Annotated in this window: 14 protein-coding genes; 8 read left to right on the top strand and 6 right to left on the bottom strand. The window is 55.2% G+C overall.

Going from position 1 to position 17,945, the window contains the following annotated elements:
• Positions 1-167 precede the first annotated feature (167 nt).
• Positions 168-2,210 carry an oligopeptidase A gene (prlC, locus tag LCS67_RS01210; RefSeq protein WP_000184178.1) on the top strand — a complete coding sequence of 681 codons (2,043 nt, stop codon included), beginning with the start codon at positions 168-170 and terminating at the stop codon, positions 2,208-2,210.
• A 6-nt stretch (positions 2,211-2,216) separates the two neighbouring features.
• Positions 2,217-2,975 (top strand): 16S rRNA (guanine(1516)-N(2))-methyltransferase RsmJ, encoded by a 759-nt coding sequence (rsmJ, locus tag LCS67_RS01215; protein WP_001165130.1) that lies wholly within the window; start codon positions 2,217-2,219, stop codon positions 2,973-2,975.
• A 91-nt stretch (positions 2,976-3,066) separates the two neighbouring features.
• On the opposite strand, the gene dtpB is transcribed toward rsmJ, so the two are convergent.
• A complete protein-coding gene (gene dtpB / locus LCS67_RS01220) occupies positions 3,067-4,539 on the bottom strand; it encodes a dipeptide/tripeptide permease DtpB (protein WP_001098274.1) in 1,473 nt (490 codons plus the stop codon).
• A gap of 324 nt (positions 4,540-4,863) precedes the next feature.
• On the bottom strand, positions 4,864-5,298 hold the full coding sequence (gene uspA, locus LCS67_RS01225; protein ID WP_000323565.1) for a universal stress protein UspA: 435 nt from the start codon (positions 5,296-5,298) through the stop codon (positions 4,864-4,866).
• A gap of 387 nt (positions 5,299-5,685) precedes the next feature.
• Between uspA and uspB the strand changes: the two genes are divergently transcribed.
• Complete coding sequence (gene uspB, locus LCS67_RS01230; RefSeq protein ID WP_000626193.1) at positions 5,686-6,021, top strand: universal stress protein UspB; 336 nt, start codon at positions 5,686-5,688, stop codon at positions 6,019-6,021.
• Positions 6,022-6,161: 140 nt separating this feature from the next.
• Here the strand turns inward: uspB and pitA are convergent, their stop codons facing one another.
• Positions 6,162-7,658, bottom strand: a complete 1,497-nt coding sequence (gene pitA, locus LCS67_RS01235; RefSeq protein WP_100521901.1) for an inorganic phosphate transporter PitA — start codon at positions 7,656-7,658, stop codon at positions 6,162-6,164.
• A 230-nt stretch (positions 7,659-7,888) separates the two neighbouring features.
• Here pitA and LCS67_RS01240 point away from each other — a divergent pair, with 230 nt between their 5' ends.
• The 4 genes from LCS67_RS01240 to LCS67_RS01255 all read left to right on the top strand — a co-directional run bounded on the left by LCS67_RS01240 (position 7,889) and on the right by LCS67_RS01255 (position 14,320).
• Complete coding sequence (locus LCS67_RS01240) at positions 7,889-9,085, top strand: NAD(P)/FAD-dependent oxidoreductase (RefSeq protein ID WP_000439244.1); 1,197 nt, start codon at positions 7,889-7,891, stop codon at positions 9,083-9,085.
• A 305-nt stretch (positions 9,086-9,390) separates the two neighbouring features.
• Positions 9,391-10,458 (top strand): HlyD family secretion protein, encoded by a 1,068-nt coding sequence (locus LCS67_RS01245; protein ID WP_000359836.1) that lies wholly within the window; start codon positions 9,391-9,393, stop codon positions 10,456-10,458.
• Entirely contained in the window at positions 10,455-13,196 is a 2,742-nt protein-coding gene (gene rbbA, locus LCS67_RS01250; protein ID WP_000987350.1) for a ribosome-associated ATPase/putative transporter RbbA, read from the top strand. Before LCS67_RS01245 ends, rbbA begins: the two co-directional genes overlap by 4 nt.
• The gene (locus tag LCS67_RS01255; protein WP_001214764.1) at positions 13,196-14,320 is read left to right on the top strand and encodes an ABC transporter permease; all 1,125 of its coding nucleotides are present in this window, start codon (positions 13,196-13,198) and stop codon (positions 14,318-14,320) included. The genes rbbA and LCS67_RS01255 overlap by 1 nt, the downstream gene beginning before the upstream one ends.
• Positions 14,321-14,422: 102 nt before the next feature.
• Here the strand turns inward: LCS67_RS01255 and nikR are convergent, their stop codons facing one another.
• From nikR to LCS67_RS01270, 3 genes are all read right to left on the bottom strand, one after another.
• Positions 14,423-14,824, bottom strand: coding sequence for a nickel-responsive transcriptional regulator NikR (gene nikR, locus LCS67_RS01260; RefSeq protein ID WP_001190057.1), 402 nt, complete (start codon positions 14,822-14,824; stop codon positions 14,423-14,425).
• Positions 14,825-14,915: 91 nt separating this feature from the next.
• Complete coding sequence (gene acpT, locus LCS67_RS01265; protein ID WP_000284366.1) at positions 14,916-15,494, bottom strand: 4'-phosphopantetheinyl transferase AcpT; 579 nt, start codon at positions 15,492-15,494, stop codon at positions 14,916-14,918.
• Between the two features lie 51 nt (positions 15,495-15,545).
• On the bottom strand, positions 15,546-16,595 hold the full coding sequence (locus tag LCS67_RS01270) for an AI-2E family transporter (RefSeq protein ID WP_000179588.1): 1,050 nt from the start codon (positions 16,593-16,595) through the stop codon (positions 15,546-15,548).
• An 89-nt stretch (positions 16,596-16,684) separates the two neighbouring features.
• Between LCS67_RS01270 and LCS67_RS01275 the strand changes: the two genes are divergently transcribed.
• The gene (locus LCS67_RS01275) at positions 16,685-17,944 is read left to right on the top strand and encodes an MFS transporter (RefSeq protein WP_077906276.1); all 1,260 of its coding nucleotides are present in this window, start codon (positions 16,685-16,687) and stop codon (positions 17,942-17,944) included.
• Position 17,945 lies beyond the last annotated feature (1 nt).

Consider the following 17,945-nt stretch of genomic DNA (forward strand, 5'->3'; position numbering starts at 1 on the left):
TTATAAAACGTAAGCCGGGATGATGTTAAAGGGGCGGCTTATTGCAGCGATACCCACGTCTGTACGCTGTCCATCATTGAAATTCCCCTTACTATCCCCCATTCTAGATCTCATCGCGAGAGCGCCAAAAGCGCGCTCCACTCACCTTCTTCTACAGGACTGCGCATATGACCAATCCATTACTAACGTCTTTTTCACTGCCGCCTTTTTCTGCAATTAAACCGGAGCATGTGGTGCCTGCGGTCACCAAAGCGTTGGCCGATTGCCGGGCGGCGGTAGAAGGCGTTGTGGCGCATGGCGCGCCGTATAGCTGGGAAAATCTCTGCCAGCCGTTGGCGGAAGCTGACGATGTTCTGGGGCGTATTTTCTCGCCAATTAGCCACTTAAACTCGGTGAAAAATAGTCCGGAACTGCGTGAAGCCTACGAACAGACGCTGCCGCTGCTGTCTGAATACAGCACCTGGGTTGGGCAACATGAAGGGTTGTACAATGCGTACCGCGACCTGCGCGACGGCGATCATTACGCCACTCTGAATACCGCGCAGAAGAAAGCGGTTGATAACGCGCTGCGTGATTTTGAACTGTCCGGCATCGGCCTGCCGAAAGAGAAACAGCAGCGTTACGGCGAAATCGCCACTCGCCTGTCTGAGCTGGGCAACCAGTACAGCAACAACGTGCTCGATGCCACCATGGGCTGGACGAAGCTCATCACCGACGAAGCCGAGCTGGCGGGAATGCCGGAAAGCGCGCTCGCCGCCGCTAAAGCCCAGGCGGAAGCCAAAGAGCAGGAAGGTTACCTGCTGACCCTGGATATCCCGAGCTATCTGCCGGTCATGACCTACTGCGACAACCAGGCGTTGCGCGAAGAGATGTATCGCGCCTATTCCACTCGCGCCTCCGACCAGGGGCCGAACGCCGGTAAGTGGGATAATAGCCCGGTGATGGAAGAAATTCTTGCGCTGCGCCATGAACTGGCGCAACTGCTGGGCTTCGAAAATTATGCCCATGAATCGCTGGCCACCAAGATGGCGGAAAATCCGCAGCAGGTGCTCGATTTCTTAACCGATCTGGCGAAACGCGCCCGTCCGCAGGGGGAAAAAGAGCTGGCCCAGCTGCGCGCCTTCGCCAAAGCCGAATTTGGCGTTGAGGAGCTGCAACCGTGGGATATCGCGTACTACAGTGAAAAGCAAAAACAGCACCTGTACAGCATCAGCGATGAGCAGCTACGCCCGTACTTTCCGGAAAACAAAGCCGTGAATGGCCTGTTTGAAGTGGTGAAACGTATTTACGGCATCACCGCCAAAGAGCGTACTGACGTTGATGTCTGGCACCCGGAAGTGCGTTTCTTTGAACTGTATGACGAAAATAACGAGCTGCGCGGCAGCTTCTACCTTGACCTGTACGCGCGCGAACACAAACGCGGCGGGGCGTGGATGGACGACTGTGTCGGCCAGATGCGTAAGGCGGACGGCACATTGCAAAAGCCGGTCGCTTATCTGACCTGTAACTTCAACCGTCCGGTGAACGGTAAACCCGCTCTGTTTACCCATGACGAAGTGATCACCCTGTTCCACGAGTTTGGTCATGGCCTGCATCATATGCTGACCCGCATTGAGACCGCCGGGGTCTCCGGTATCAGCGGCGTGCCGTGGGACGCGGTCGAACTGCCAAGCCAGTTTATGGAAAACTGGTGCTGGGAGCCGGAAGCGCTGGCGTTTATCTCCGGCCACTATGAAACCGGCGAGCCGTTGCCGAAGGAACTGCTGGATAAAATGCTGGCGGCGAAAAACTATCAGGCGGCGCTGTTTATTCTGCGTCAACTGGAGTTCGGTTTGTTTGATTTCCGTCTGCATGCGGAATTTAACCCGCAGCAAGGGGCGAAAATTCTTGAGACGCTCTTTGAAATTAAAAAACAGGTCGCCGTGGTGCCGTCACCGACATGGGGCCGCTTCCCACACGCGTTCAGCCATATCTTTGCTGGCGGCTATGCAGCAGGCTACTACAGCTATCTGTGGGCCGACGTACTGGCGGCGGACGCTTATTCCCGCTTTGAGGAGGAAGGCATTTTCAACCGTGAGACCGGTCAGTCGTTCCTTGATAACATCCTGACTCGCGGTGGTTCTGAAGAGCCGATGGAACTCTTTAAACGCTTCCGTGGCCGTGAACCACAACTGGACGCGATGCTGGAGCATTACGGGATTAAAGGCTGATTTTACGTGCAAATCTGCTTAATGGATGAAACGGGCGCCACAGACGGCGCCTTATCTGTTCTGGCTGCCCGCTGGGGACTGGAGCATGACGAAGACAACCCGATGGCGCTGGTATTGACGCCGCAACATCTGGAGCTGCGCAAGCGCGACGAACCGAAGCTCGGCGGTATTTTTGTCGATTTTGTCGGCGGCGCGATGGCCCATCGACGTAAGTTCGGCGGCGGGCGCGGCGAAGCGGTGGCGAAAGCCGTTGGTATCAAAGGCGATTATCTGCCGGACGTGGTTGATGCCACGGCCGGACTGGGGCGCGATGCGTTTGTGCTGGCATCCGTCGGTTGCCGCGTGCGGATGCTGGAGCGTAATCCGGTGGTCGCCGCGTTGCTCGACGACGGTCTGACGCGCGGCTACGCCGATGCGGACATCGGTCCGTGGTTGCAGCAACGTTTGCAGTTGATTCATGCTTCCAGCCTGACGGCGTTAACCGATATCACGCCGCGCCCGCAGGTGGTCTACCTCGATCCGATGTTTCCTCACCGGCAGAAAAGCGCGCTGGTAAAGAAAGAGATGCGGGTATTTCAGTCGTTGGTGGGGCCGGATCTCGACGCCGACGGACTGCTGGAACCGGCGCGTCAGTTGGCGACCAAACGCGTGGTGGTCAAACGTCCCGATTATGCGCCGCCGCTGGCGGATGTCGCGACGCCCAACGCCATCGTTACCAAAGGGCATCGGTTTGATATTTATGCCGGAACCCCTCTGACGGAGTAACGGATTGCCCGATGGCGTTGCGCTTATCGGGCCTACGATTCTCAATTATTTGTAGGCCGGATAAGGCGTAAGCCGCATCCGGCACTGAGTATTACTGTTCGGTATCTGGCGTATTAATCATTCGGTTTAACCACGGCACCATAATGGCCATCACCACGGTGACCGCCAGCGTTACCAGACCAATTTTGCTAAAGACGCCGGTATAAATTGGCAGCGTCTGCAACGGATCGGTGATGTTTTCCGGTACGGCAGTGAAGGTCGCCACATAACCGCCGAGCAGGAAGGCGGCGGCCTGGGTCAGGAACCACATTCCCAGAATAAAACCCATCAGATGCTGCGGCACCAGAGCGGCGACCATTGCCAGCCCCAGCGCGCTAATCAGCAGCTCGCCCAGACTCTGGAACAGATACACCAGCACGATAAACCACGGCGACGTCAATCCTTGCGCATCGGCAAACCACATCCCGGCGGCGGCGGCGGTCAGAAAACCCAGCGCGCAGAGGAACATGCCGAGCGTAAACTTCATCGGCATAGTCAGATCTTTGCCTTTGCTACCCAGTCGGGTGTAAATCGCTGCCAGTACCGGACTGGCGACGACCACCCAGAATGGGTTCAGCGCCTGAAAACTCACCGGGTTAATGGCGAATCCAAGAATTTCATGATGTACGTTATTAATCGCAAAGAAGTTCAGCGAGGTAGGCATCTGCGCATACAGAATGTAAAACAGCACGGCTTCAATCATCAGAATAAACGCCACGAACATTTTATTGCGGCCGGTTTTATCCAGACGAAACGCTTCGCGAAAGAAGAAAATAGTGACGACGATAGAAAGGACGATGAGCACCAGATTGGCAATCTTAACGTTGTGCATCAGCCAGGCGCAGAGGAAAATCATGACGACGGTGCCGAGCAGTACCAGCAGCAAATTACGAAAACGTAGCGGTTTATGATCCGGTTCAGAACCGATATTTTTCACCATGCCACGGCAGGCGAAGTACACCAGAAGCGCAACAATTAAACCAGCGCCGCACAGATTATAGGTCACCGCATAGCCAAATTTATCGGCAATCACCGGCGCCAGCGATAGCGATAACAAAGAACCGATGTTAATCGACATATAAAACAGGGTGAAAGCGCCATCCAGCCGGGGATCTTTAGGCTGATAGCATTTAGAGAGCAGGCTGGCGGGATTGGCTTTAAATAACCCGTTGCCCACGGCAATCGTACCCAGTGCGATAAAAATCAGATCGGGATTTAATAGCGACATGCCGGTCATAAAATAGCCAATCGCCAGCACAATCGCGCCCAGGACCAGGGTGCGTTTAGTCCCTAACAGATGGTCGCCAACATAGCCGCCGATGGAGATCAGGCCATAAACCAGCGCCGCAAAAGCGCCAAAGGTAATAAAGGCCTGTTCCTGAGAAAAACCCAATTGTTTAACGAAAAAGACCGCCAGGATGCCCTGGACGCCGTAATAGCCAAATCGTTCCCATAATTCTACAAAAAAGATCATGAAAAATGGACGAGGTTGCTGCAGCAAGCCCGTAGGTGCAGTTGTATTCATATTCCTTCGCCTTTTAATGCCATCCCGAAACGTATGAGCGCGTATATCAAAACGCGCCGAAAAGACTTACCCTGATATAGACTGCGGTTATTAGCCTGATCAATAGGTTATTATACAAATGATACGCAAACTAATTAGTGGATCACACTAATTATGTTTGGTGTGATGGAATGATGTACTGAGTACTGCGAAGAAGGGGGGATAAACAAAACGCCCACATAAGCGGGCGTTGTTGTTGAGAGCCGGAATTTGCCTGATGGTTCAGGCCAACCTGATTGACTATAGACCAGATGCGGTCTTAGCCGCCAGCCGGCACGGCAAGTATTACTCTTCTTCGTCGCGCAGCGGAACAATCAGCATGTCAACGTGAACGGTGTTGATCAGCTGGCGCGCAGAAGACATCAGTTTGCTCCAGAAGTCCTGGTGATGACCGCAAACGACCAGATCCATATCGTATTTCTTGATGGCGTCAACCAGCACCTGACCCAAATCGCCGCTACCGCTCAGGGTTTCAGTGATAGGGTAGCCAGCGTTGGTAGACAGCTCGGTCAGCGCGTGGTGGGTTTCTTCGGAGATACGTTTCTGCATATCGCCCAGATTGACGTCAATCAGACCGGTGTACAGGTCTGAATAATTCACGTCAACGTGGATGAGGGAGATTTTCGCGTTGTAGGGGCGCGCCATAGAGACCGCTTTTTCAACCAGAACTTTACTTTCCGGGGAGAGATCAACTGCGATAAGAATGTGTTTATAAGCCATAGTGTTACTCCTTCCATAAGTTGTCGATGACCATTGAGCTACTGGCGTTTCTTATGCCGCCGCGTCACCCGCGTCCTGCGAACTCTATGCGCGGGGCTAGCTCAGCCGTTTACCATAACTATCCTTACATTATAGCGACCAAGATAATCCGTCAATCTGCCTTGCTTGCCAGCTAGTTAAACAAAATTTTCAGGGAATTGCATTGATAGTGATTAACCTTCTGGTAAAAAAATTAACTGATCTCCTACAATGTGTATAAGAGCCGTTCGAATGCGGAGCGCTAATATGGACGGCTTTCGTAGTACTCTTTCACTGATTGTCTGGCAGGGTATCGGGGAGCGGTAGTCCCGGAGAGGAACTCCGTGGGCGGGTCGCCGGGGAGGAGATATGATAAGCACCGTCTCACTATTCTGGGCTTTATGTGTCGTTTGCATTGTTAATATGGCGCGCTATTTCTCATCGCTACGCGCACTGTTAGTGGTACTTCGTGGTTGCGATCCTTTGCTCTATCAATATGTCGATGGCGGCGGCTTCTTTACCACGCATGGTCAGCCCAACAAACAGGTGCGCCTGGTATGGTATATCTACGCTCAGCGCTATCGCGATCATCATGATGAAGAATTTATTCGCCGTTGTGAACGCGTGCGCCGCCAGTTTCTGCTGACCAGCGCGTTATGCGGTTTGGTGGTGGTGAGCTTGATTGCGCTCATGATTTGGCACTGAATAAAAAAAGCGGGCCAGTTTCCTGACCCGCTTGTGTTAGATAAGCCTCCCGGATGACGCCGCTTGTAGCGGCCTGTCAGGCCTGTGTTGCTTCATTCTGACAGGCCGGATTAGCGACAGCGCTATCCGGCCCATTTGGCTTAAATAATCTTCAGGGAAAGCCAGTACAGCACGCCGGAAAGAATAATCGCCGCCGGTAACGTAAATACCCAGGCCATCAGAATGCTGGTCACGGTTTTACGCTGCAACCCGCCGCCATCAACGACCATGGTTCCCGCCACTGAAGAGGAGAGGACGTGAGTGGTAGAAACTGGCATACCGGTGTAGCTGGCAAGACCGATAGAGACTGCCGCCGTCATCTGCGCCGACATTCCCTGCGCATACGTCATGCCTTTTTTACCAATTTTCTCGCCGATAGTGGTCGCCACGCGACGCCAGCCGATCATCGTACCAATACCCAGCGCCAACGCCACTGCCATAATGATCCACACCGGCGCATACTCAATGGTGCTTAACATATCGGTCTTCAGCTTTTTCAGCAGGCGCTGGTCATCGCTGCTTATGCCAGGCAATTTCACGACTTTGTCGGTCGTGTCGGAAATGCACAGCATAATGCGACGCAACTGGCTACGCTGTTCAACGCTTAACTTGTCGTAGCTTTCCACGTTTGCCAGCATCCCTTTCGCACGGTTAAGCGCGTTAATGGTGTTAGCCGGATGGCAGTGGAATTCAGTCGGTTCAGTTGCGCCCGGTTCCGGAGAGGGAATCAGTTGGTCAACGCCGGTGACGGCTTTCAGCAGGTCAGGACGCTGCTCAAAGTACGTTTCGACATTGTTGATAGCATCGCGCGTACGGGTGATTTCGTAGCTGGAGGCATTCATATTGACCACGAAACCCGCAGGCGCGACGCCAATCAGCACCAGCATGACCAGGCCAATGCCTTTCTGACCATCGTTCGCGCCATGCGAAAACGCCACGCCGATAGCTGAGAGGATCAGCGCGATACGCGTCCAGAACGGCGGCTTTTTCTTGCCGTCTTTCTTTTCACGTTCGGCTGGCGTCAGGTGGATACGGGCGCGTTTCTTAGTACCGCTCCAGTAGCGGCGCAGCAAGAAAATCAGACCGCCGGCGAATACCAGACCGACAATAGGGGAGATAATGAGTGAACCGAAAATATTGATAACTTTCGGGATGTTAAGCGCATCCACCACTGACGTGCCGGTCATCATCGCATTGGTTAAACCGATGCCGATAATGGCGCCAATCAGCGTGTGGGAACTGGACGCCGGCAACCCGAAATACCAGGTACCGAGGTTCCAGATAATCGCCGCCAGCAACATGGAAAAGACCATAGCGAGGCCGTGCGCGGAACCCATGTTGAGCAGGAGATCCGTCGGTAGCATATGCACAATGGCATACGCCACGCTGAGACCTCCCAGCAAAACGCCAAAAAAGTTAAACACCGCCGCCATGACAACCGCCAGCTGCGAACGCATCGCACGGGTGTAAATCACGGTTGCGACTGCATTGGCTGTGTCATGGAAGCCGTTAATCGCTTCGTAGAACAGCACAAAAGCCAGAGCAAGCAATAATAAAAGCCCGGTATGTAAATCCAGGCCAGCAAACAAATGTAGCATAGGACGTTACGCCATTTTGAGGACATGAACGCGGCGCATTATCAGTGACTTTGGCGGCGCGGGCAAAGTGAAATATAGACTTTTTTTGATGTACTTCGTGCTTTGTTTGATATCACTAAAGAATTATCTTATATATTTCAGATGAATACCATTTTCAGGCGCTTTTCGCGCTGGTGCGACCACTGAGGAAACTTTACAATTCCCGCCCGAATTTGAGAGAGGAAGGCGACGTGGAAAGGTTTGATGCCGTTATTATAGGCGCTGGCGCAGCGGGCATGTTTTGCGCCGCGCAGGCAGGACAGGCGGGTAGCCGCGTGCTGCTCGTCGATAATGGCAAGAAGCCAGGACGTAAAATCCTCATGTCCGGCGGTGGACGCTGCAACTTTACTAATCTTTATGTTGAGCCTGCTGCGTATTTGAGCCAGAACCCCCATTTTTGCAAATCAGCATTAGCCCGCTATACCCAGTGGGACTTTATCGATCTGGTCGGCAGGTATGGGATAGCCTGGCATGAGAAAACGCTGGGACAGCTTTTTTGCGATGATTCCGCCCAACGCATTGTCGATATGCTGGTTGCCGAGTGCGACAAAGGCGGCGTAACGATGCGCCTGCGTAGCGAGGTACTGAGCGTCGAGCGTGATGAGTCGGGTTTCATACTGGCGCTGAACGGCGAGACGGTGACTACGCAAAAGCTGGTGATTGCCAGCGGCGGCCTGTCGATGCCGGGGCTTGGCGCATCGCCGTTTGGCTATAAAATCGCCGAACAGTTTGGTCTCAAGGTGTTGCCGACGCGCGCCGGGCTGGTGCCCTTTACGCTGCATAAGCCGCTGTTAGAACAGCTCCAGACGCTGTCTGGCGTCTCTGTGCCCTGCGTGATTACCGCCCGCAATGGCACGGTATTTCGGGAAAACCTACTTTTTACCCATCGTGGGCTGTCCGGCCCCGCTGTTTTACAGATTTCCAGCTACTGGCAACCGGGCGAGTTAGTGAGCATTAACTTATTGCCGGACCTCTCGCTGGAAGACGTTCTCAATGAACAGCGTAACGCGCACCCGAACCAGAGTCTGAAGAACACGCTGGCGATGCATTTGCCGAAACGGTTGGTGGAGTGTTTACAACAGTTGGGGCACATCCCGGATGTATCGCTCAGGCAGTTGAACGTTCGTGACCAGCAGGCGTTAGTTGACACGCTTACGGCCTGGCAAGTGCAGCCTAACGGCACCGAAGGCTATCGGACAGCGGAAGTGACGCTGGGCGGCGTGGATACAAACGAACTATCATCGCGGACTATGGAAGCGCGCCGCGTGCCGGGTCTCTATTTTATCGGCGAAGTGATGGACGTCACCGGCTGGTTGGGCGGCTATAACTTCCAGTGGGCGTGGTCGAGCGCCTGGGCCTGCGCGCAGGATTTGGCGGCAAAACGCTAAGTACCATTACAAACAATAAGCGAATAGACATCCCGGACAGAGGTGTTAGTATCGATTTATAGCAGTTATGAGTATGCGTGTTTCATTTACGGCCAGGAACGCTGATGATGACAACATTACTCCCTCTTTTCCGGGTACCTACATCATTCACTCCCTTTGACGGCGAGCGCTTCATCGGCGTCTGTTCGTCGTCTGGCCCCTTTTCTTTTTTCATTCTTATCCCGAATGGAAACCCCCGCTGAGCGCACGCCCGGCGGACTTTGTGACACGCATGGTTAGACAACAGGGATTACGGCGGGTCGATTATGGACAAAATGAAGCGTCATCTGGTGTGGTGGGGAGCGGGGATTCTTGTGGCGGTGGCCGCGATAGCCTGGTGGATGCTGCGCCCTGCGGGAATACCGGAGGGGTTTGCCGCCAGCAACGGCAGAATTGAAGCCACCGAAGTGGATATTGCCACTAAGATTGCCGGGCGTATTGATACCATCCTCGTTTCGGAAGGGCAGTTCGTTCGTCAGGGCGAGGTGCTGGCGAAAATGGATACCCGCGTGCTGCAGGAGCAGCGGCTGGAGGCGATTGCGCAGATTAAAGAGGCCGAGAGCGCAGTTGCCGCCGCCCGCGCCTTGCTGGAGCAACGCCAGAGTGAAATGCGCGCCGCGCAGTCGGTCGTCAAACAGCGGGAAGCTGAGCTGGACTCCGTCTCTAAACGTCACGTGCGTTCCCGTTCGCTGTCGCAGCGTGGCGCGGTATCTGTACAACAGTTAGATGACGATCGCGCGGCGGCGGAAAGCGCGCGCGCCGCCCTGGAGACCGCCAAAGCGCAGGTATCTGCGGCAAAAGCGGCGATTGAGGCGGCGCGTACCAGTATTATCCAGGCGCAAACGCGCGTGGAAGCGGCGCAGGCGACCGAGCGGCGTATTGTCGCCGACATCGACGACAGCGAATTAAAAGCGCCGCGCGATGGACGCGTGCAGTACCGCGTTGCGGAGCCGGGCGAAGTGTTATCGGCTGGCGGCCGGGTGTTGAACATGGTCGATCTCAGCGACGTTTATATGACATTTTTCCTGCCGACCGAACAGGCGGGGTTGTTGAAGATCGGCGGCGAAGCGCGACTGGTGCTGGACGCCGCGCCGGATCTGCGTATTCCGGCGACGATCAGTTTTGTCGCCAGCGTGGCGCAGTTCACACCCAAAACCGTGGAAACCCACGATGAACGGTTAAAGCTGATGTTCCGCGTCAAAGCGCGTATTCCGCCAGAGCTGCTGCGACAGCATCTGGAATATGTCAAAACCGGTTTGCCGGGAATGGCATGGGTTCGTCTGGATGAGCGCGTGCCCTGGCCTGACGCTCTAAGCGTGAGGTTGTCGCAATGATGTCGCTGACGCTGGTGCCTGTTCCTCCCGTGGCGCAGCTTGAGGGGGTGAGCCAGCATTACGGAAAAACGGTCGCGCTGAACAATATCACGCTGGACATTCCCGCCCGTAGTATGGTCGGGCTGATTGGTCCGGACGGGGTGGGTAAGTCGAGCCTGCTGTCGCTGATTTCTGGCGCGCGGGTGATTGAGCAAGGGAACGTTATCGTCCTGGGCGGCGATATGCGCGATGCGAAACATCGCCGCGACGTCTGTCCGCGCATCGCCTGGATGCCGCAGGGGCTGGGGAAAAACCTTTATCACACGTTATCGGTTTATGAGAACGTCGATTTTTTCGCTCGTCTCTTTGGTCATGACAAAGCTGAACGCGAAGCGCGTATTACCGAGCTGCTGAACAGCACCGGCCTGGCGCCGTTTCGTGACCGTCCTGCCGGGAAGCTGTCCGGTGGGATGAAACAAAAGCTGGGGTTGTGCTGTGCGCTGATTCATGACCCGGAATTGCTGATTCTTGATGAGCCTACCACCGGCGTGGACCCGCTCTCCCGCGCTCAGTTCTGGGACTTAATCGACAGTATCCGCCAACGGCAGACCAATATGAGCGTGTTGGTCGCAACGGCCTATATGGAAGAGGCGGAGCGTTTTGACTGGCTGGTGGCGATGAATGCGGGCGAGGTACTGGCAACCGGCAGCGCGCAGCAACTGCGGGCAAAAACCCATAGCGCGACGCTGGAACAGGCGTTTATCGCCCTGTTGCCAGAAGCGCAGCGCCAGGCGCATAAGCCAGTGGTGATCCCGCCCTATCACGCTGAGCAGGAAGAGATTGCCATTGAGGCGAAAGATCTGACCATGCGCTTCGGTAAGTTCGTCGCGGTTGACCATGTTAATTTCCGCATTCCGCGCGGCGAGATTTTTGGCTTCCTTGGTTCAAACGGTTGCGGCAAATCGACCACCATGAAAATGCTGACCGGTCTGCTTCCCGCCAGCGAAGGCCAGGCCTGGCTATTTGGCCAGCCGGTAGACCCGAACGACATCGATACCCGTCGCCGGGTCGGGTATATGTCGCAGGCTTTTTCGCTCTATAACGAACTCACCGTGCGGCAGAATCTGGAACTTCATGCCCGCCTGTTTCATATTCCGCCAGCGGAGATCCCGGCGCGCGTCGCGCAGATGATCGAACGCTTTATGCTAACGGAGGTGGAAGATACGCTCCCCGCTTCGTTGCCGCTCGGTATCCGCCAGCGTTTATCGCTGGCGGTAGCGGTGATCCATCGCCCGGAAATGCTGATTCTTGATGAGCCAACGTCCGGCGTTGATCCGGTCGCCAGGGATATGTTCTGGCAGCTTATGGTCGATCTTTCGCGTCAGGATAAGGTGACGATTTTTATCTCGACCCATTTTATGAACGAAGCGGAACGTTGCGACCGAATGTCATTAATGCACGCCGGTAAAGTGCTCGCCAGCGGTACGCCGCAGGAATTGGTGCAACAGCGGGGCGCGGCCAATCTGGAGGCGGCGTTTATTTCTTGGCTACAGGAAGCTGCGGGAGCGGCTCCTGAAACCCCAATACCGCCATCCCAGACGCCCGCCGCGTCAGGTAAACCGTCGTGGCAGGGATTGAGCTTCCGGCGTTTGTTCAGCTACAGTCGCCGCGAAGCGCTGGAGCTACGCCGCGATCCGGTACGCTCGACGCTGGCGCTGCTGGGAACGGTAATTCTGATGCTGATTATGGGCTATGGCATCAGTATGGACGTGGAGAACCTGCGTTTTGCCGTACTCGACCGCGATCAAACTGTCAGCAGCCAGGCATGGTCGCTCAATCTGGCGGGATCGCGCTATTTTATCGAACAGCCGCCGCTCGCCAGCTATGACGAGCTTGACCGGCGGATGCGTTCGGGAGAGTTGGCGGTTGCCATTGAGATCCCGCCTAATTTTGGCCGCGATATTGCTCGCGGTACGCCAGCGCAGATTGGCGTCTGGGTGGATGGCGCCATGCCCAGCCGCGCCGAGACGGTGAAGGGGTACGTTCAGGCGATGCACCAAAGCTGGCTGCAGGAGGCGGCAAGTCGTCAGCCGAACCCGGTTAAACAGACCGGGCTGCTCAACATTGAAACGCGCTATCGTTATAACCCGGATGTGAAAAGTCTGCCCGCTATCGTTCCGGCGGTCATTCCGCTGCTGCTCATGATGATCCCGTCAATGCTTAGTGCCCTGAGCGTGGTGCGGGAGAAAGAGCTGGGGTCGATAATTAATCTGTACGTAACGCCGACGACGCGCAGCGAATTTTTGCTGGGTAAACAACTGCCGTATATCGCGCTGGGTATGCTGAACTTCTTGCTACTGTGCGCGCTGTCGGTCTTTGTGTTCGGCGTGCCGCTGAAAGGCAGCTTTCTCACGCTTACCCTCGCGGCGCTACTTTACGTCATCATCGCCACCGGTCTGGGGCTGCTGATCTCTACGTTTATGAAGAGCCAAATCGCCGCTATTTTTGGGACGTCGATTATTACCCTCATTCCGGCAACACAATTTTCCGGCATGATCGATCCGGTGGCTTCGCTGGAAGGACCGGGAAGATGGATCGGCGAGATCTACCCGACCAGCCATTTTCTGACGATCGCGCGCGGGACGTTTTCCAAAGCGTTGGATCTGTCCGATCTCTGGCCGTTATTTATGCCGTTACTGATTGCCGTCCCGGTGGTGATGGGTCTGAGCATTCTGCTGCTGAAAAAACAGGAGGGGTAATGCGCGGATTACGTAATATTTATAACCTCGGCGTCAAAGAACTGCGCAGTCTGCTGGGCGACAAAGCGATGCTGTCGCTGATCGTCTTCGCCTTTACGATTTCGGTTTACTCCTCCGCTACCGTCCTGCCCGGTTCGTTGCATCTTGCCCCTATAGCCATCGCCGATATGGATCAGTCACAGTTGTCGAACCGTATTGTGAATAGTTTTTACCGCCCGTGGTTTCTGCCGCCGGAGATGATTACGGCAACGGAAATGGATGCCGGACTGGATGCCGGACGCTATACCTTTGCGGTCAATATTCCGCCGAATTTCCAGCGTGATGTGCTGGCCGGACGTCAGCCTGATATTCAGGTTAACGTCGATGCGACGCGCATGAGCCAGGCGTTTACCGGCAACAGTTATATCCAGAATATTATTAGCGGCGAGGTCAACAGCTTTGTGGCGCGCGCGCGGGGAGATAACGTTCAGCCGGTGTCGCTGGAGATTCGGATGCGCTTTAACCCAAATCTGGACCCGGCGTGGTTTGGCGGCGTGATGGCGATTATCAACAACATTACCATGCTGGCGATAGTGCTGACCGGATCGGCGCTGATCCGCGAGCGAGAACACGGCACGGTAGAGCATCTGTTGGTGATGCCGGTCACGCCCTTTGAGATCATGATGGCGAAAGTGTGGTCGATGGGGCTGGTCGTGCTGGTGGTTTCCGGTTTGTCTTTGATGTTGATGGTGAAAGGCGTACTTGGCGTACCGATTGAAGGATCGATCCCATTGTTTATGTTGGGCGTGGCGCTGAGCCTTTTCGCCACCACTTCAATTGGGATTTTTATGGGCACCATCGCCCGTTCGATGCCGCAGCTGGGGTTATTAATGATTCTGGTACTGTTGCCGCTACAAATGCTTTCCGGCGGTTCCACGCCGCGCGAAAGTATGCCGCAGGCGGTGCAGGATATTATGCTGACCATGCCGACGACGCATTTTGTCAGCCTTGCCCAGGCTATTCTTTATCGCGGCGCAGGTTTGAGCATCGTCTGGCCGCAGTTCCTGACCCTGCTGGCGATAGGCGGCGTGTTCTTCCTGATAGCGCTGTTACGCTTCAGAAAAACGATTGGCACGATGGCGTAAACATTATTGCCGGATGGCGGCTGCGCCTCATCCGGCCTACAAACGACAGACGTGCGAGCGTAGGCCGGGCAAGCGAAGCGCCCCCGGTAAGGCGCTGGGGCGTTAGTCTTCTTTCGGCAAACACTGCAAGTGGCCGTGGCGCACGCCGCGCTGGGCGATAACATCATCGGCAAAATGCTGTACGTCGCCCATATCGCCCTTCAGAACGGCGATCTCCAGACAGTCATCGTGGTTGATATGGACGTGCAGCGTGGCGACGGATAAATCATGATGATGATGCTGGGTGGAGACGATGCGGCTGGCTAAATCCCGTTTCTCATGTTCATAAACATATGAAAGTACCGCGAAACCTTGTGTACCGTGTTCCTGGGTGGCCTCCTGCGCCAGAGCGCCGCGCAAAATATCACGGATCGCTTCGGAGCGATTGTTATAGCCGCGTCGCTGGCTCAGGCTGTCCAGCGTTTCCAGTAAATCGTCATCAAGGGTGATGGTGACACGTTGCATCTGAATTAAACCTTTTGGTATGGCGCGTCGGCGCATGGGAAGCTCCGCATTTTGTAACACACGTCCGCCGCCAGAGGGAAAAATTAATGTGTCATAACGCTTTTGTTATCGTCTGTGGCGTCAGCGTAAACGGTGTGGGGGTACAGACTGCCAGACTGAGCGTATCGAGCTGACACTGGCTGACCGACAAGGCAGAGGGCAACGTGCTGTCCACGCTGACGATTTGCCAGGCGCTGCCGCCGCGTTGTTTTACGATGGCTTCTTTACGCGTCCAGATACGCCAGAAGGCCGCCAGTTGTCGCTCCGGACGTTCCGCTTCCATTTCAGCATGTTCGCCGAGGCTGAATACCGCATTTGCCAGCGAACGCCAGTTATCGCGCGGGCGGATCACTTCAATATCGCAGCCGACTTCACCTTCGTCGCTAAGCAACAGAGCAATAGTGTCGCCGCTATGGCTGAGGTTAAACCACAGCGGCGTTCCGGCGGAAAAAGCCGGTTTACCCTGTTCGCCATACACCATCTCCGGTAGCGGCGAGAGCGCACGGGAAAGCAGCACGCGCCCGGCCAGCCAGCTTGCCCGGCGAACGCCCTGCGGTGCCTGAGCGATTAACGCGTCGGGCAATTGACCTGCGCTTAATGTTGACACTTTTCCCAGAACGATCTGGTACATATCAGGACCAACGTTGCCTATGAAGAAGAGGAGATTGTAGCATCTGTCGCCTCATCCCGGTAAACGGCTTTTCGGTCGGCCTGGCCCCAGCAAGATCGCCAGTTTGCTGCCGCCTTTAGTAGTTTCCATCCAGATTTTGCAGACGCTGGTCAAAGGAACGGACAAGAGCATCCCGACCGGGCCTAATAGCCATCCCCAGACCAATAACGAAAGAAATACCACCAGCGTGGACATTCCCAGACGATGGCCCATCATGCGTGGCTCCATAATGTTGCCAATCACCATATGGACCACCAAAAAGAGCGCGCCGACCAGTACGCACTCGTAAAAGCCGTTAAATAACAGCGCCTGAATCATGGGGGGAACGGCGGAAATCACCGAGCCGATATTAGGAACGTAATTGAGCAAAAAGGCCAGTACGCCCCACATTAGCGCAAACTGAATATCCATTAACGCCAGCCCCAGCCAGATAATCGCGCCCGTCCATAGACTGAGCAGCGTTTTCAGCGCCAGATAATGCGAGACACCTTTCAGGGCGCGGTGCAGGCCGGCAATATGGATTTGTGGATTGTTTAGCGCGAAACGTAATTTATAAGGCACGTGACGCACCTCAAACAACATAAAAACCACGGTCATCACCAGCAGCACAATGCTTGCCATCGCGCCCGATACGCCGGTCATTAATGTTGTGGTGAAGAGCATGATTTTATCGGAATCCATCCCGCGGAGCATACGTTCCGGCGACATATGTAAATTCAGGAAGGGCATTAACTCCTGAAGGTGTAAGACTTTACGCGTCAGCTCCTTGCTGTATTTAGGCAGCATAGCGATAAATTCATTAAGCGATGCGGCAAGCACACCCACCAGCGCGGTAAGCACGATCAGCATGACGACCACCACGATAGTAATCGCCAGCGGTCGCTTCACGCCCCGACGAATAAACCAGGTCACTAATGGATTAAGAACAATGGCAAAAAAGAGCGCCAGCAAGAGTTGTACAATAATATCCGCCGCGGCATGAATCCCGGCGAGAATAATAACCAGGGAGGCCAGTTTCAGCAGAATATGCATACCCGTTTTGTCGGGTTGAGCGGTTGCCATGAAGTTTTCCTTGTTGTGTTTTTTTCTAAGTGTAGCGGCTGCCCTGATACCGATAATCTGAATCTCACTACTGATTTTCACCGCGCGCCATGATAGAAAAGAAAACATGTTGTAAAAATGCGGTGATACTCATGCCCGAACCCGTCGCTGAACCGGCGCTAAACGGATTGCGCCTCAATCTGCGTATTGTCTCCATTGTGATGTTTAACTTTGCCAGCTACCTGACCATCGGCCTGCCGCTCGCCGTCTTGCCCGGCTATGTGCATGATGCGATGGGATTCAGCGCGTTCTGGGCGGGGCTTATTATCAGCCTGCAATACTTCGCCACTCTGTTAAGCCGTCCCCATGCCGGGCGGTATGCGGATGTATTAGGGCCGAAAAAAATCGTTGTCTTTGGCTTATGCGGCTGTTTTTTAAGCGGACTCGGCTACCAGCTGGCGGATATCGCCAGCGCCTGGCCGATGATCAGTTTGTTGCTACTGGGGCTGGGTCGCGTGATTTTGGGGATTGGGCAAAGTTTTGCCGGCACCGGTTCGACACTGTGGGGCGTCGGCGTCGTTGGGTCGTTGCATATTGGTCGGGTTATCTCCTGGAACGGTATCGTCACCTACGGCGCAATGGCGATGGGCGCGCCGCTGGGCGTGCTGTGTTATGCCTGGGGCGGGTTACAGGGGCTGGCGCTAACGGTGATGGGCGTGGCGCTGTTGGCGATACTGTTAGCGCTTCCACGTCCGTCGGTGAAGGCGAACAAAGGCAAGCCGCTGCCGTTTCGCGCGGTGCTGGGGCGTGTCTGGCTGTATGGTATGGCGTTGGCGCTGGCCTCGGCAGGGTTTGGCGTCATCGCGACGTTTATTACCTTATTTTATGATGCTAAAGGCTGGGATGGCGCCGCCTTTGCGCTCACGTTATTTAGCGTCGCGTTTGTCGGCACGCGTTTGCTGTTCCCTAACGGCATCAATCGTTTAGGCGGGTTGAATGTCGCCATGATCTGCTTTGGCGTGGAGATTATTGGTCTGTTACTGGTGGGAACGGCAGCCATGCCGTGGATGGCAAAAATCGGCGTTTTACTCACGGGGATGGGGTTTTCGCTGGTCTTTCCGGCGCTGGGCGTGGTGGCCGTCAAAGCCGTGCCGCCGCAGAACCAGGGCGCGGCGCTGGCGACCTATACCGTCTTTATGGATATGTCTTTGGGGGTTACCGGGCCGCTGGCGGGGCTGGTGATGACCTGGGCGGGCGTGCCGGTGATTTATCTGGCGGCAGCCGGGCTGGTAGCGATGGCGCTATTGCTGACCTGGCGCTTAAAAAAACGGCCTCCGTCTGCACTGCCGGAGGCCGCATCATCATCGTAAA

It is taken from the genome of Salmonella sp. A7, assembly GCF_020181675.1.
Classification (GTDB): domain Bacteria; phylum Pseudomonadota; class Gammaproteobacteria; order Enterobacterales; family Enterobacteriaceae; genus Salmonella; species Salmonella enterica.